This window comes from Micromonospora sp. NBC_00421 (assembly GCF_036017915.1).
Taxonomy (GTDB): Bacteria; Actinomycetota; Actinomycetes; order Mycobacteriales; family Micromonosporaceae; genus Micromonospora.
In genome coordinates, this window is sequence record NZ_CP107929.1 from 6669580 (window position 1) to 6684085 (window position 14506).

At 72.8% G+C, this 14506-nt stretch carries 15 protein-coding genes and 1 pseudogene; 8 read left to right on the plus strand and 8 right to left on the minus strand.

All coding sequences use genetic code 11. The annotated features are described in order from the left end of the window. Window positions 1-83: 83 nt before the first annotated feature. From alr to OHQ87_RS28790, 4 genes are all read left to right on the plus strand, one after another. Window positions 84-1202: an alanine racemase gene (gene alr / locus OHQ87_RS28775; RefSeq protein WP_328342950.1), complete on the plus strand. Its 1119-nt coding sequence runs from the start codon at window positions 84-86 to the stop codon at window positions 1200-1202. Then, the gene (locus tag OHQ87_RS28780) at window positions 1199-2296 is read left to right on the plus strand and encodes an alpha/beta fold hydrolase (protein ID WP_328342952.1); all 1098 of its coding nucleotides are present in this window, start codon (window positions 1199-1201) and stop codon (window positions 2294-2296) included. Before alr ends, OHQ87_RS28780 begins: the two co-directional genes overlap by 4 nt. A 70-nt stretch (window positions 2297-2366) precedes the next feature. Then, window positions 2367-2849: a tRNA (adenosine(37)-N6)-threonylcarbamoyltransferase complex ATPase subunit type 1 TsaE gene (gene tsaE, locus OHQ87_RS28785; protein ID WP_328342954.1), complete on the plus strand. Its 483-nt coding sequence runs from the start codon at window positions 2367-2369 to the stop codon at window positions 2847-2849. A 122-nt stretch (window positions 2850-2971) separates the two neighbouring features. After that, entirely contained in the window at window positions 2972-3673 is a 702-nt protein-coding gene (locus OHQ87_RS28790) for a uracil-DNA glycosylase (protein WP_328342956.1), read from the plus strand. Window positions 3674-3932: 259 nt separating this feature from the next. On the opposite strand, the gene OHQ87_RS28795 is transcribed toward OHQ87_RS28790, so the two are convergent. After that, complete coding sequence (locus OHQ87_RS28795; RefSeq protein ID WP_328342958.1) at window positions 3933-4655, minus strand: helix-turn-helix domain-containing protein; 723 nt, start codon at window positions 4653-4655, stop codon at window positions 3933-3935. Between the two features lie 499 nt (window positions 4656-5154). Here OHQ87_RS28795 and tsaB point away from each other — a divergent pair, with 499 nt between their 5' ends. The 4 genes from tsaB to OHQ87_RS28815 are packed head-to-tail and all read left to right on the plus strand — an operon-like array spanning window position 5155 to window position 7791. Then, window positions 5155-6009, plus strand: a complete 855-nt coding sequence (gene tsaB, locus OHQ87_RS28800; protein WP_328342960.1) for a tRNA (adenosine(37)-N6)-threonylcarbamoyltransferase complex dimerization subunit type 1 TsaB — start codon at window positions 5155-5157, stop codon at window positions 6007-6009. Continuing rightward, complete coding sequence (rimI, locus tag OHQ87_RS28805; RefSeq protein ID WP_328342962.1) at window positions 6006-6482, plus strand: ribosomal protein S18-alanine N-acetyltransferase; 477 nt, start codon at window positions 6006-6008, stop codon at window positions 6480-6482. Before tsaB ends, rimI begins: the two co-directional genes overlap by 4 nt. Continuing rightward, entirely contained in the window at window positions 6475-7521 is a 1047-nt protein-coding gene (tsaD, locus tag OHQ87_RS28810; RefSeq protein ID WP_328342963.1) for a tRNA (adenosine(37)-N6)-threonylcarbamoyltransferase complex transferase subunit TsaD, read from the plus strand. Before rimI ends, tsaD begins: the two co-directional genes overlap by 8 nt. Window positions 7522-7536: 15 nt before the next feature. Continuing rightward, complete coding sequence (locus OHQ87_RS28815; RefSeq protein ID WP_328342964.1) at window positions 7537-7791, plus strand: hypothetical protein; 255 nt, start codon at window positions 7537-7539, stop codon at window positions 7789-7791. Between the two features lie 88 nt (window positions 7792-7879). Here the strand turns inward: OHQ87_RS28815 and OHQ87_RS28820 are convergent, their stop codons facing one another. The 7 genes and pseudogenes from OHQ87_RS28820 to OHQ87_RS31475 all read right to left on the minus strand — a co-directional run. Next, window positions 7880-8620, minus strand: a complete 741-nt coding sequence (locus OHQ87_RS28820; RefSeq protein ID WP_328342965.1) for a DUF4142 domain-containing protein — start codon at window positions 8618-8620, stop codon at window positions 7880-7882. A gap of 155 nt (window positions 8621-8775) precedes the next feature. Further along, a complete protein-coding gene (locus OHQ87_RS28825; protein WP_328342967.1) occupies window positions 8776-9957 on the minus strand; it encodes an ROK family protein in 1182 nt (393 codons plus the stop codon). Between the two features lie 40 nt (window positions 9958-9997). Beyond that, window positions 9998-11257, minus strand: coding sequence for a sugar ABC transporter permease (locus OHQ87_RS28830; protein ID WP_328342969.1), 1260 nt, complete (start codon window positions 11255-11257; stop codon window positions 9998-10000). Beyond that, window positions 11254-12078 (minus strand): ATP-binding cassette domain-containing protein, encoded by an 825-nt coding sequence (locus OHQ87_RS28835; RefSeq protein WP_328342970.1) that lies wholly within the window; start codon window positions 12076-12078, stop codon window positions 11254-11256. Before OHQ87_RS28835 ends, OHQ87_RS28830 begins: the two co-directional genes overlap by 4 nt. Window positions 12079-12197: 119 nt before the next feature. Beyond that, window positions 12198-13298: a sugar ABC transporter substrate-binding protein gene (locus OHQ87_RS28840; RefSeq protein ID WP_328342971.1), complete on the minus strand. Its 1101-nt coding sequence runs from the start codon at window positions 13296-13298 to the stop codon at window positions 12198-12200. Window positions 13299-13520: 222 nt separating this feature from the next. After that, on the minus strand, window positions 13521-14000 hold the full coding sequence (gene ybaK / locus OHQ87_RS28845; protein ID WP_328342973.1) for a Cys-tRNA(Pro) deacylase: 480 nt from the start codon (window positions 13998-14000) through the stop codon (window positions 13521-13523). A 10-nt stretch (window positions 14001-14010) separates the two neighbouring features. Next, window positions 14011-14451 (minus strand): annotated as a pseudogene (locus OHQ87_RS31475) (THUMP-like domain-containing protein); the annotation flags it as partial. Between the last annotated feature and the right edge of the window lie 55 nt (window positions 14452-14506).

Consider the following 14506-nt stretch of genomic DNA (forward strand, 5'->3'; position numbering starts at 1 on the left):
CGGCGCTGGTCGGCCCACGGGGTGCGGCGGCGCTGGTCGGCGTCCACCGACCGGGTGATCACCGACGCAAGTAGGCTGGGCGTATGTGGCAGGCCGAGGTGCGCGTCGATCTCGACGCGATCCGTGCGAACGTGGCCCGGCTCCGGGCGGGCACCAGCGCCGAGCTGATGGCGGTGGTGAAGGCCGACGGGTACGGCCACGGCATGGTCCCGTCCGCGTGGGCCGCGCTCGACGCGGGGGCGGACTGGCTGGGGGTGTGCACCCTCGACGAGGCGTTGACCCTGCGCCGGGCCGGGATCACCGCGCCGGTGCTGGCCTGGCTGCTCGACCCGGGGCTGCCCCTGCACGAGGGGGTGGCCGCGGGGGTGGACCTGGCCACCGCGAGCCTGTCCCAGCTCGACGAGATGGTCGAGGCGGGTCGGGTGGCCGACCGCCCGGCCCGGCTGCACCTGAAGATCGACACCGGCCTGGCCCGGGGCGGGGCCACCGTCGCCGACTGGCCGACCCTGCTGGAGGCCGCCGCGAAGGCCCAGGCCGACGGCCTGGTCGAGGTGGTCGGCGTGTGGAGCCACTTCGTGTACGCGGACTCGCCCGGCCACCCCACCACCGACCGGCAGCTGGCGGTCTTCCACGAGGGGCTGGCCATGGTCGAGCGGGCCGGGCTGCGCCCGCGTTACCGGCACCTGGCCAACTCGGCGGCCACCCTGACCCGGCCCGACACCCACTTCGACCTGGTCCGGCCCGGGATCGCCGTGTACGGGCTGTCGCCGGTCGCCGGTCAGCAGTTCGGGCTGCGTCGGGCGATGACCGCGCGGGCCCGGGTGATGCTCACCAAGCGGGTCCCCGCCGGCACCGGAGTGTCGTACGGCCACACCTACGCCACCGAGGACGAGGCGAACCTGGCGGTGGTGCCGCTCGGCTACGCCGACGGGGTGCCCCGACACGCCTCCAACGTCGGCCCGGTGCAGCTCGGTGGGAAGCGACGCACCATCTCCGGCCGGGTCTGCATGGACCAGTTCGTGCTCGACTGCGGCGCGGACGAGGTGGCCGCCGGTGACGTGGCGACCCTCTTCGGCAGCGGCGACGACGGGGTGCCCACCGCCGACGACTGGGCCGAGGCGGTCGGCACGATCAACTACGAGATCGTCACCCGGTTCGGCGGGGTCCGGGTGCCCCGGGTCTACGACGGCGAGCGGTCGTGAGCGCCGTCAGCCGGTTCCGGGTGCCCCGGCCGAGGACCGCCGCCGGGAAGGTGGCCGGCGTGGTCGGGGCGGCGGTCGGGGTGGCCGCCGCCGGGCTGGCCGCCGGGGTGGCCACCGAACGCGCCCTGGTCCGCCGGCTCAAGGCCGACCCCGCCGACCCGTACGCGGGGGAGGACTTCGGCGCGCAGCGCTACGACGAGGCGTACCGGCTGGAGTTGCCGGACGGCACCGACATCCACGTCGAGGTGGTCGAGCCGACCCGGCCGGTGCCGGGGCACCCGACGGTGGTGCTGGTGCACGGTTTCTGCCTGGACATGGGGACGTTCCACTTCCAACGCCAGTTGCTGGCCGACCGGGGCGACTACCGGATCGTCGCGTACGACCAGCCGGGGCACGGCCGGTCGGGCCGGTTGGAGACCGGCGAGTACGACCTCGCCGCGCTCGGGCACACCCTGCGCAAGGTGATCGACCGGACCGCCCCGGAGGGGCCGTTGGTGCTGGTCGGCCACTCGATGGGCGGGATGACCATCATGGCGTTCGCCGAGGCGTACCCGGAGTTGTTCGGTGACCGGGTGGTCGGCACGGTGCTGATGGCCACGTCGGGCGGGTTGCTGGCCGAGACGAAGCTGGTCGCGCCGGCCCTGCTCGGCCGGGTCGGCTCGCCGGTGCTGTTCATGATGAGCACCACCACCAGGTACGGCGGGATCGTCATCGACCGGGCCCGGAAGTCCACCGCCAACGTGGCCTGGCTGCTGACCCGGCGCTACGGCTTCGGCACCCCTAAGCCGAGCCCGGCCCTGGTGTCGTACGTGGAGCGGATGAACTCCCGGACGTCGGCCGACACGGTGACCCGCTACCTGCGTACCCTGGCCACCCACTCCCGGTTCCCGGCGCTTGCCGCGTTGAGCGGCACGCCGGTGCTGGTCGTGGTGGGCGACAAGGACATGATCACGCCGGTGGTCCACTCCGAGGAGATCGTCCGCCGGCTGCCGCACGCCGAGTACGTCAAGATTCACAATAGTGGGCACGTGGTGATGCTGGAGCACGCCGACGAGGTCAACGCCGTGCTGGAACGCTTCCTGGAGGCGCTGTGAGCAGGCTCGTGGTGTCGGCGCGCGGCCCGGCACGGGTCGCTGCCGGGCCGGGCCGATTCGGGGAGGCCTGGTGACCGTGACCGGCACGCTGCCGACGGTCGAGGACACGCACGCCTTCGGCCGTCGGCTGGCCGGGGTGCTGCGCGCCGGTGACCTGTTGCTGCTCACCGGCCCGTTGGGCGCCGGCAAGACCGCGCTCACCCAGGGCATCGGTTCCGGCCTGGGTGTACGCGGTGACATCACCTCGCCGACCTTCGTGATCGCCCGGGTGCACCGACCCGACCCGGCGCGCGGCGGCACGGTGGCCCTGGTGCACGCCGACGCGTACCGGCTGGGCGACGCGACCGATCCGCGTGCCGAGATCGACGACCTGGACCTGGACGCCTCGGTGGACGACTCGGTGACCGTGGTCGAGTGGGGTGAGGGCCTGGTCGAGCAGTTGGTCGACGCCCATCTGCGGGTACGCCTCGACCGGCACGACGACGACACCCGGGTGGTCGAGTTGGAGCCGGTGGGCGGGGACTGGGCGCAACGGCTGAACGCCCTGGGCTGAGCTGCTGCCCGGCCGGACCGCCCTGGTCTGAGCTGCTGCCCGGTCGGGCCGGACCGCCCTGGGCTGAGGGGTGTCGTACCCGCTGCCTAGAGTGCCGGGGACTTCGTTGCGAAAGGTTGCCGATGCCCGACGACACCCCCACCCTCGACCTCTTGGCACTGCTGCCGCAGGCGTGGCGTGCCGTGCTCACCCCGCACCTGGACCCGGCCCGCACGACGGCGCTGGCCGAGTTCGTCGCCCACGAGTACGCCACCCGGACGGTCTTCCCGCCGCTGGACGATCTCTTCTCCGCCTACCGGCTGTGCGGTCCGGAGCAGTGCCGGGTGCTGATCCTCGGTCAGGACCCATACCACAAGGCGGGGCAGGCGCACGGGCTGAGTTTCAGCGTGCGGGAGGGGGTGTCGGTGCCGCCGTCGTTGCGCAACGTCTTCAAGGAGTTGGGCGAGGACGTGGGCGTGCCGAAGCCGCGCAGTGGCAACCTCGACGGTTGGGCGGCGCAGGGTGTGCTGCTGCTCAACGCGGTGCTCACCGTCCGTGAGGCGAGCCCCGGCTCGCACGGCAACAAGGGGTGGGAGGAGTTCACCGACGCCACCATCCGCGCCCTGGACGCCCGCGACGAACCGGTGGTCTTCCTGCTCTGGGGTGGTTACGCCCGCAAGAAGGCGACGCTGGTCACCAATCCACGGCACGTGGTGCTGGAGGCCGGTCACCCGAGCCCGATGAATCCGCGCGGGTTCCTCGGCAGCCGCCCGTTCAGCGCCACCAACAAGGCCCTCGCCGACGCCGGCCTGCCCCCGATCGACTGGGAGCGCTCGGCCGGCTGACCCGCCCGCCACCTACTCGCGTCCGCCGCCCGCCGCCCGCCACCTACTCGCGCCCGCTGCCCGCTGCCCGCTGCCCGCTGCCCGCTGCCCGCTGCCCGCACATCGCCGGCTGCCGCTGGCGGCGTGCGGTGGCGGCGTGCGGTGCTGCATCACGGCGACGGCGTGGCCGCCGGAGTCGTGGCCGTGCTGGGGCGGCTCGCCGCCGGTCGAGCGGTGGGCGCTGGCATGGCGACCCGGGCTGGAGTGGCAGATTGGCGGCCTACCGCAGGCTTCGAGGGGCAGGGCTGGTGGCTGTGCGTTGGCGGTGTCGGCGGAGCAGCGTGGCGGCCTGCGGGTCGGTCAGCTCCACCGTGACCAGCGGGACCACCCGGTAGCTGCGTTCCCCGTGCCGTACCTCGATCGCCTCCGGAAACTCGTCGCACATCTGGGCGCGGATCTCGCCGTACCGGGTCATCCAGTAGTGCTCGCCTGGCTCCTCCGGTTCCAGGTACAGGCCGCCGAACTCACGCCACCTGGCGTTCCAGCGCTGCCCGTAGGCGGCGGTCAGCCAGGCGGTGAACCGGGCGGAGTCGCGCCACCGGACGGCGATCTCGACCGCGTCGACCGGCACCGGGGCGCCCTGGAGCAGTGCGGCGGTGCTGCCGGTCAGCAGGTGGGGCAGGTCGCCCAGCCGATCCAGCAGCCGATCCAGGCCCAGTTCGTCGATCCGGTCGTCGAGCGACCGCGCGGCGAGGGCATCCATCCCGGCGTCGAGATGGCTGTCGAGCTGCTCGGCGGTGACGGCGAGTTGCAGGCCGAGGGCGGTGAAGAGGCGCTCGATCAAGGAGAGGCTCGGTACCCGTCCGCTGCGTTCGACGCGGGCCACCGCACTCTGACTCGTCCCGGCCCGGTCCGCCAGTTGCTGCTGGGTGAGCCGCTGGGCGCTGCGTTCCCGGCGCAGGATGGCGGCGATCTCCGTGGTGAGGCGACTACTCTCAGGCATCTCCGCATGATGGTGTAGTGGAAGTGAGCGGTATGCCTGCCCGTCATATTTATGACAGACAGGCATACCGCTCTCCGTGGGGTACAACACTTCGCCGCCCGCCGCCCGCCGCCCGCCGCCCGCCGCCCGCCGCCCGCCGCCCGCCGCCCGCCGCCCGCCGCCCGCCGCCCGCCGCCCGCCGGGAACCGGTGGGATCGATGGCCGACGCCGACGGCCGAAGGGCGCGGTGTGGGGCGTTGGGCGCGGTGTGGGGCGATGGGGCGTGGTGTGGGCGGGGGCGTGGCGTGGCGTGGCGTGGCCGGGCGTAGTGGGGAAGTGTCCCTATGGGTTTCGTCAAAGCCGGGACGGGGCTGGTGGGTGTGGTGTGGGCGGGGGCGCAGTGTGGGTGTGGAGCGCTGTGTGGATATGGGGCGGCGTGGGATGTGGGGCGGGGCGTGGGTTGTGGAGCGGGGCGGGCTGCGACCGGGGCGGCACGGGTGGACGGCTAGGCTGGCTCACCGTGCTCGTACTGGTGGTGGACTCCTCGACCCCCGCGGTCACCGCGGCGCTGACCGAGGTCACGGCGGACGGCGTCGCGTTGCGGGCGCACCGGCGCACGGTCGACGCCCGGGCCCATGGTGAACTGCTCGCCCCACAGGTCGAGGCGGTGCTCGCCGAGGTCGGTGCCCGGCCGGGCGACCTCGGCGCGATCGTCGCCGGGCTCGGACCCGGCCCGTTCACCGGGCTGCGGGTGGGGCTGGTCACCGCCGCCACCATGGGCCAGGTGCTCGGCATCCCCACGTACGGCGTCTGCTCGCTCGACGGCATCGGCCACCCCACCACCGCACCCTCGACCACGCCGGGAAGCCCGGCCGACGCGGCAGCCGGCCACGCTGCGTCTGGCCACGCTGCGTCTGGCCACGCTGCGTCTGGCCACGCTGCGTCTGGCCACGCTGCGTCTGGCCACGCTGCGTCTGGCCACGCTGCGCCCGGGGACGCCGCGCCGGAAGACGCCGCGCCCGGGGAGCAGCGGGTGCTGGTCGCCGTCGACGCCCGGCGGAAAGAGGTGTACTGGGCGGTCTACGACGATGCCGGCCAGCGGATCGCCGGGCCGGCGGTGGACGCACCGGTGGTCGCCGCCGCCCGTGCCCGGGACCTGGCCGTCACCGTGGCGGTCGGGGACGGCGCCCACCGGTACGCCGACGTGCTCGGCCTGCCGCTGCGCGTCGAGCCCCGTTATCCGGACGCCGCCGCGCTGGTCACCCTGGCCGCCGAGCGGATCCGGGCGGGTGCCCCCGGCGAGGCGCTCACCCCGCTGTACCTGCGCCGGCCGGACGCGGTCGCGGCGACCAGCCGCAAGTCGGTGCTGCCGTGACGGTACGACTCGACCGGTTCCGCTGGTGGCACGTCGCCGAGGTGCTGCCGATCGAGGCGGACCTGTTCGGTGCCGAGCAGTGGTCACCGGCAATGTTCTGGAACGAGCTGGCCAACGGCCACCACTACCGGGTCGCCCTGGACACCGACGGGTCGCCGCTGGGTTACGCCGGGTTGGCCGTCGAGCCGGGCGGCGAGGCGTGGGTGCAGAACATCGCGGTCCGCCGGGACGCCCAGCGGCGCGGGGTGGGCCGGATGCTGCTGGAGGACCTGCTCGCGGAAGTCGCCCGGCGCGGGGTGGGCAGCGTCCTGCTGGAGGTGGCCGCCGACAACGCCCCCGCCCAGCGGCTCTACGCGACGTACGGGTTCGAGCCGATCGGCGTACGACGGGGCTACTACCAACCGAGCAACACCGACGCGCTGGTCATGCGGCGTGACGCGGAACCGGTCGCAGACGGGATGGACCATGGCTGACGAACCGCTGATCCTCGGCATCGAGACCTCCTGCGACGAGACCGGGGTGGGCATCGTGCGCGGGCACACCCTGCTCGCCGACGCGCTGGCCTCCAGCGTGGACGAACATGCCCGGTTCGGCGGTGTGGTGCCCGAGGTGGCCAGCCGGGCGCACCTGGAGGCCATCGTGCCGACCATGGACCGGGCACTGCGCCAGGCCGGCGTGACGATCGCCGACATCGACGCGATCGCGGTCACCTCCGGCCCCGGCCTGGCGGGTGCGCTGCTGGTCGGCGTGGCCGCCGCGAAGGGTTACGCGGTGGCCGCCGAGAAGCCGGTGTACGGGGTGAACCACCTGGCCGCGCACGTCGCGGTGGACACCCTGGAGCACGGCCCGCTGCCTGCGCCGGCGATCGCGATGCTGGTCTCCGGTGGACACTCGTCGCTGCTGCTCGTCGACGACCTGGCCCGGGGGGTGACCCCGTTGGGCGCGACCATCGACGACGCGGCCGGGGAGGCGTTCGACAAGGTGGCCCGGCTGCTCGGGCTGCCGTTCCCGGGCGGCCCGTACATCGACCGGGAGGCCCGTTCCGGCGACCCGGAGTCGATCGGCTTCCCGCGTGGCCTCACCGCCGCCAAGGACCTCGCCGCCCACCGGTACGACTTCTCCTTCTCCGGGCTCAAGACGGCGGTGGCCCGCTGGGTGGAGGGCCGGCGCCGCGCCGGCGAGCCGGTGCCGGTGGCCGACGTGGCCGCGTCCTTCCAGGAGGCGGTCTGTGACGTGCTCACCGGCAAGGCGCTGGCCGCCTGCCGGGAGCACGGGGTGGACACGCTGGTGATCGGCGGGGGAGTGGCGGCGAACTCACGGCTGCGGGCGATGGCCGAGCAGCGGGCGCAGCGGTACGGCATCCGGGTCCGGGTGCCCCGACCGGGGTTGTGCACCGACAACGGGGCGATGGTCGCCGCGCTCGGCGCGCACCTGGTGGCCGCCGGCGTGGCACCGAGCCGGCTGGACCTGCCCGCCGACTCGGCACTGCCGTTGACCACTGTCAGCGTGTGACGGGAGGAGGCCGACGTGATCGTACGGATGTGGGAGGCGCGGGCGGAGTCGTACGGCTTCGCCGACCTGATCACCTGGGTGTGTGAGACCGCGTTGCCCGAGTTCGAGCACGACCCGCTGCACGTGTCCAGTGAGGTCTTCTCGTCCACCGACCACCGGGTGGTGGTCATCTCGAAGTGGCGCAGCAGCCCCCGCGCGCTGCCGGAGCCGCCGGCCACGCTGGTCGCCCGCCCGCCGCACTCCTGGGACTTCACCCAGGTCGACCGCTGACCACAGCGGGCCCCCGGCCGGCCGCCGGACAGCCGGACGGCCCGCGGGCGGTGGTGCCGCCTGCGGGCCGTCGGTCAGGTGCGTGGGATCAGCTGCGGCGCATGATCCGCCAGGTGGCGTAGCCGCCCGCGCCGAGCGCGAGCAGGAAGACCGCCCAGACGACGGTGGTGCTGATCGCGACGGACGGGCCGGCGGCGGCACCGGCCTGGGCGGCGGCGACCAGCGAGTCCTGCTGCGCGGCCGGGATCGCGGCCGGCGGCATCTGCTGCCAGCGGACCAGCCCGGTGCTCTCCAGCATGGCCATGTGGTCGTTGACGAACTTGTTGGCCTGGTCGGCGAGCTTGCGGACGGTGTTGTCCCGGGTGCTGGCCCGGACCGCACCGATCACCGGGAAGATCTTGCCGTGCGCCACCCGGAGCCGGGTCACGAAGATCTGGTCGAACTGAGCACCGGAGGCGTTCTGCATCTCGGTCAGCCACCCCTTCTGCTCGGTGGTGGGATCGCTCGGCAGCGTCGCGCCCAGCTTGTTGGCGGCCTGCACCACCAGCTCGTCGAGGATGCCGTGCTGCCGGGCGATCTCCGCGCCGACCTCCCGCACCCGCGCGGACTGACCCTTGTCGGCGGCCATCGTGCCGGCCGGCATCTCCCACAGGCCGGCGAGCCGGACGCCGTTGAGCAGCGCCACGTCGGCGGCGTTCATCTGGACGCCGGGAGCGGCGACGGCCATGCCGGGTAGCACGACCAGCCCGGCCAGGAAAGCGACGAGCAGCACCGCCACCCGGTAGGTCCGGTGCCCTCGCCGACGACGTACGGAATCCAGCGGTGCCATGCTGCGGTGCCTCCTCGATCCGGGCCGACCTGTCCTGCCGGGCAGCGACCCACAGGCTGCCCGTCCGTCCACTGGTACGGACCACCGGGCCGATCAGTTCATCGGGCCGACCAACTCGCCGGGCGGGGGAGGTGCGGGCGGGACCGCGCGGCGGCTCAGCTGACGTCGAGCGGGTCGGCGAGGAGCCGTTCGAAGGCCAGCTCGGCCGCACCGATCAACGCCGCGTCGTCACCGAGCTTGGGGGTGCGCAGCCGGACGTGTTCCAGGCAGGCGGGCAGCCCGGTCTCGTTGAGCCGGCTGCGGACCTGGGCGGCGGCGGCCAGGTAGAGGTCCCGCATGGTGCCGCCGAAGATGACCATCTCGGGGTTGAAGATGTTGACCAGGTTCGCCACCCCGAAGCCGAGCCAGTCCCCGGCGTGCCGTACCGCGGTCTGGGCGCGGGCGTCACCCCGGTCGGCGGCGTCGAAGACGGCCAGCAGCGCCTCCCGGCCCCGGGCGTCGGAGCGGCCGGCGGCCCGGAGCAGCCCGTACTCGCCGATCTGGGTCTCCCAGCAGCCCCGGGAGCCGCACTCGCAGGGAGTGCCGTCGCGCACCACCACCATGTGCCCGACCTCGCCGCCGTACCCGCCGTGGCCGGTCAGCCGGCGGCCTCCGGCGATGATGCCGGCGCCCACGCCGACGTCGCCGTAGAGGTAGATGACGTTGTCGCAGCCGGCGGCGACCCCCCGGGCGTGTTCGGCGAAGGCGGCGACGTCGGCCACGTTGCCGACCGTGACCGGCAGCTCCACGCCCACCTCGGCGGCGAGCGCCGCGCCGATCGGCTCGTCCACCCAACCGGTGGTGGGGCCGAGCCGGACCAGCCCGTCGGCCTTGCGGACCATGCCGCAGACGGCGACACCCGCGCCGACGCAGATGGACCCCGGCGGCACCCGCTCCCGCATCTGCTTGAGCGCGCCGGCCAGTATCGGGGCGGTCTCGGCGGCATCCAGGTCACGCGGCCGGTCCAGCTCACGGCGGTCGAGCACCTCGCCGCCGAGCCCGACCCGCGCGGCCCGCAGCCGGTCCACCTCGATCGAGTACGCGTACGCGTAGACCCGGGCCGACTCGGGCCGGACGACGAGTGACGGTCGCCCGGCCCGGCCGGTCTCCTTGGGCGTGCCCTCGCTGACCAGCCCGGCACCGGCCAGGTCGGTGGTGAGCGCGCCGATGGTGCTGCGGTTGAGCCCGAGGGCGGTGGTGAGTTCCGCGCGGGAGGTGGCGCCGTGCACGTGGACGTGCCGGAGCAGCGCCCCGAGGTTCTGCCGTCGGATCTCGTCCTGGCTCGGTCCTACCCGCATCGTCGCTGGCACCCCACGTCCCGCCGGTGGTGAACGCGGATCAGCGGGTGCCGGAGGCGTTGGCCCGGCGGCGTGACAGCGCGTCCACGCTGGCCGCGAGGAGCAGCACCACGCCGGTGACCACGTACTTCACCCCGGCGCTGTAACCCATCAGACCCATGCCGTTGTCGATGACGGCGACCACCGCGCCACCGAGCACGGCGTCGAGGACCCGGCCCTTACCGCCGAAGAGGCTGGTGCCGCCGATCACCGCCGCGCCGACAGCGTAGAGCAGCACGTTGCTGCCGCCGGTGTTCGGGTCCACCGAGTTGGCCCGGCTCGCCGCGACGATGCCGCCGACGGCCGCCATCGACGAGCAGATCACGAAGACCGAGATCCGGATCCGGTCGACGTTGATGCCGGCCCGCCGCGCGGCCTCCTTGTTGCCACCGACGGCGTAGACGTGCCGGCCGTAGCTGGTGCGCTGGAGCACGAAGGTCCAGACGATCAGCAGCACCGCGATGACCGGCACCACGATCGGCACGCCCTTGAGCGAGTTGATCAGGACGTTGCGGCTGCGCTCCTGGTTGAGGATGTAGACCGCGAGGCCGAGGATCAGGGTCAGCCCGCCGATCCGGGCGAGCACGACCGCCATCGGGTCGGTGGTCAGGCCCCGGGCCAGCCGCTTACGGTGCCGCAGCAGTTGCACGGCCGCGTACCCGCCGACCGCGATGGCGGCCAGCGCCCAGCCGAGGGTGGGCGGGAGGTTGCGGTTGGCGATCGCCACCAGCACCTCGTCGTTGACCGGGATGTTGCTGCCCCCGCTGATCAGCATCAGCACGATGCCCTGGAAGGCGAGGAAGCCGGCCAGGGTGACCACGAAGGACGGGATGCCGATCTTCGCGACCAGGAAGCCGAGCACGGTGCCGATGACCACGCCGGTGAGGATCGCGGCGAGCACTGCCACGTACCAGGGGTAGCCGGCCTTGGTGGCGACGTTGGCCAGGATGGCCGCGCAGACCCCGCTGGCGAAGCCGGCGGAGAGGTCGATCTCGCCGAGCAGCAGGACGAAGACCAGCCCCATGGCGATCAGGGTGACCGCCGCGCCCTGGGTGAACAGGTTGGCGAAGTTGCCGGCGGTGAGGAACGACGGCCGCATGATCGAGAAGACCGTGCAGAGCACGATCAGCCCGAGTACGGCGGGCAGCGCGCCGATGTCGCCGCCGCGTACCCGACCCCAGTAGCCGCGGAGGTGGCTGCCGACGGTCGGCGTCGGGGTGACTGCCGCCGGCCCTTCCTTGTGCACGGCGGTGGTGGTCATCGAACGCCTCCTGGAGTGGTGTCGGCGGGCCGCGCGCCGTTGCCGTTGCCGGCCGTGACCGGTTCGCCGGTGAGGCCGAGGTTGCCGGAGCGGCCGGCGGTGATCAGCTCGACGACCTGCGAGTGGGTGATGTCGGTGGTCTTCACCTGGGCGACCATCTGGCCGAGGTAGAGCGCGGCGACCCGGTCGGAGACGGCGAAGACGTCGTTCATGTTGTGCGAGATCAGCACCACGGCCAGGCCGTTGTCGGCCAGCCGCCGGACCAGTTCGAGGACCTGGGCGGTCTGGGCGACCCCGAGCGCGGCGGTCGGCTCGTCCAGGATGACCAGCCTGCTGTTCCAGAGCACCGCCTTGGCGATGGCCACCGTCTGCCGCTGGCCGCCGGAGAGGCTGGAGACGTGCTGGCGCAGCGACTTCACCGTCCGCACGGAGAGCCCGGCGAGGGTGTCCGCCGCCATCTGCTCCATGGTCGGCTCGTCGAGCACCAGCCCGCTGTGCTTCTCCCGGCCGAGGAACATGTTCTGCACGATGTCGAGGTTGTCGCAGAGCGCGAGGTCCTGGTAGACGACCTCGATGCCGAGCGTGGCGGCGTCCCGGGGGCTGTTGATGCTCACCGGGCGGCCGTCGAAGAGGAACTCGCCGGCGTCGGCCGGGTAGATGCCGCTGATGCACTTGACCAGGGTGGACTTGCCGGCACCGTTGTCGCCGACCAGTGCGGTCACCTCTCCGGCGTGGGCGGCGAGGGCGACGTCGCGCAGGACCTGGACGGGACCGAAGCTCTTGTCGATCCCGCGCAGTTCCAGCAGGGGGGTCGCGGACACGGGGGTCTCCTTCGGACGGAGGGAAGATCTCGGAGCCCGTCCGGCGTCGAGCGCCGCCCGGCACGAGGCTCCGTGCCGGGCGGCGTCGCGTCGACGGGGTACGACGCTTGTCGTACGGGTCAGCTGATGCCGTTCGCGGTGCAGAGCGCCGCGTACGCACCGGTGCAGAGCTTGGCCTTGTCGACGTAGCCGTCGGCCACCACGTCCTTGACGGTCGACTTGTCGATCGCCTTCGGCTCCAGCAGCACGGACGGAACGTCCCGGCCGCTCTCCGGGTCCTTGACCGTCTGACCGGTCTCCTTGCGCTCGCCCTTCGCCACGGCGATGGCCAGCTCGGCGGCCGCGTCGGCCTCCTTCTTGACGGCCTTGTAGACGGTCATGCACTGGTCACCGGCGAGGATGTTCTGCAGGCCGGTCACGTCGGCGTCCTGGCCGGTCACCGGGACCTTGCCGTTGAGCTTGTTCTTCTTCAGCACCGAGATGGCCGCGTTGCCGAGGCCGTCGTTGGCGGAGAGCACACCGTCGATCTTGCCGCCGGTCTGGGTGAGCATCTGCTCGAAGATGGTGGCACCCTGCGCCGGGTCCCAGTCCGGGACGGCCTGGTCCGGGCCCTTGGTGTATTCCTTCGAGTCGAACTTCGGCTTGAGCACCGAGTCGTAGCCGTTCTTGAACAGGGTGGCGTTGTTGTCGGTCGGCGAGCCGTTGAGGTAGGCGACCGTCGGGTTCTTGACGCCCTTCTCGGTCAGGCACTTGGCCAGGCCCTCGCCCTGGAGCTTGCCGACGGCCTCGTTGTCGAAGCTGACGTAGTACTGGGCGGAGCCGCCCAGGGTCAGCCGGTCGTAGTCGATCGTCGCGACACCCTGCGACTTCGCCTTGTCCAGCACGGCCTTGCCGGTGCCGGAGTCCAGGTTGACGATCATCAGGGTGGTGACGCCCCCGGTGATCATCTGGTCGGCGATGGTCTGGAAGGCGTTCTTGTCGTTCTGCGCGTTCTGGATGTCCGACTCGACACCGGCGGCGTCGAACGCCTCCTTGAGGAACCTGCGGTCAGCGGTCTCCCAGCGGGCGGAGGACTTGCTGTCCGGCAGGATCACGCCGATCTTCGGCTTCTTGTCGGTGCTGCCACCGGCGTCGTCGCTCTTGGAGTCGTCGCCACAGGCGGCCATGCTGCCGGTGGCCAGCAGGCCCACGGCGGCGAAGGTGAGGAAGCCCTTGCGCATGTCTGCACGGGTCCTTTCGAGGGTGGGGGAGGAGTGGTTCGGTGTTTTGTTGTGTCCGGCAACGTATTCCCGCTCGCGTTCCGGGCGCAAGACTGCCGAGGTCAGAAGTTTGTTGGCGGCGGTAACAATTCAGCAACGCGGTTGTCACCCGCAGGACACCCGTCCCGCAATCACGCTGCGTGTCCGTTCCGCGACTACTCTGGTCGCGGTCGGGGGGTCCGGTCAGCCGGCGGCGATCCGCGCGGTGCCGGCCCCGGTGAGGGCCACCAGGTCGGTCGGGGCGAGCTGGAGCTGCAACCCCCGCCGGCCGGCCGAGACATAGACGGTGTCGTGCTCCAGCGCGGAGACGTCCACCACCGTCGGCAGCCGTCGCCGCTGCCCCAGCGGGCTGATCCCACCCCGCACGTAACCGGTGCTCCGTTCGGCGGCGGCCCGGTCGGCCAGTGCGGCCCGTTTGCCGCCCAACGCCGCCGCCAGCGCCTTGAGGTCCAGCTCACCGGTGACCGGGACGACCGCCACCGCCAGCGCCCCGTCCACCTCGGCGACAAGCGTCTTGAACACCCGCTCCGGCGGTACCCCGAGAGCCGCCGCGACCAGCGCGCCGTAGTTCGGCGCGTCCGGGGAGACGTCGTACGGATGGGTGCGGTAGGTGATCTTCCGCTTGGTCAGCAACGCCGTCGCCGCGGTGGCCTGTCCCGCCATGCCGGCCACGTTAGCCCGGCCGGCCCCCGCCCGCGACCGGTCGACCGACCAGCACCGTCGGTGCCCCGGCGACCCGGGTCAGCACCAGGCTGGCCGGGTTCTCCCCGACCAGCCTCAGGTCCCGGCGCAGTTGCTCCGGCGTCAGCGCCGAGCCCCGTTTGAGGATCTCCACCCGGCCGACCCGACGTTCCCGCAGCAGTGCGCGCAGCCGCTTCAGCGAGAACGGCAGCACGTCGACGATCTCCAGGCAGCGGCCGAACGGGGTCGGCTGCGGGGTGTCCGCGTACAGGTAGGCGATCGTCGGGTCGGCCAGCGTCGCGTCGAGGGTGTCGGCCAGTTCGGCGACCAGGTGCGCGCGGACCACCGCCGGGTCCGGGTCGTACAGGTAGCGCCGGACCGGTCCGACCTTGGCCTCGGCCGCACCGGTGCCGGTCAACTGGTGGGCGGCGGCCGGCTCGCCGCCGGCGGGCCGACCGGAGGCGGTGCCGTTCGCCGAGCGCTGCCGG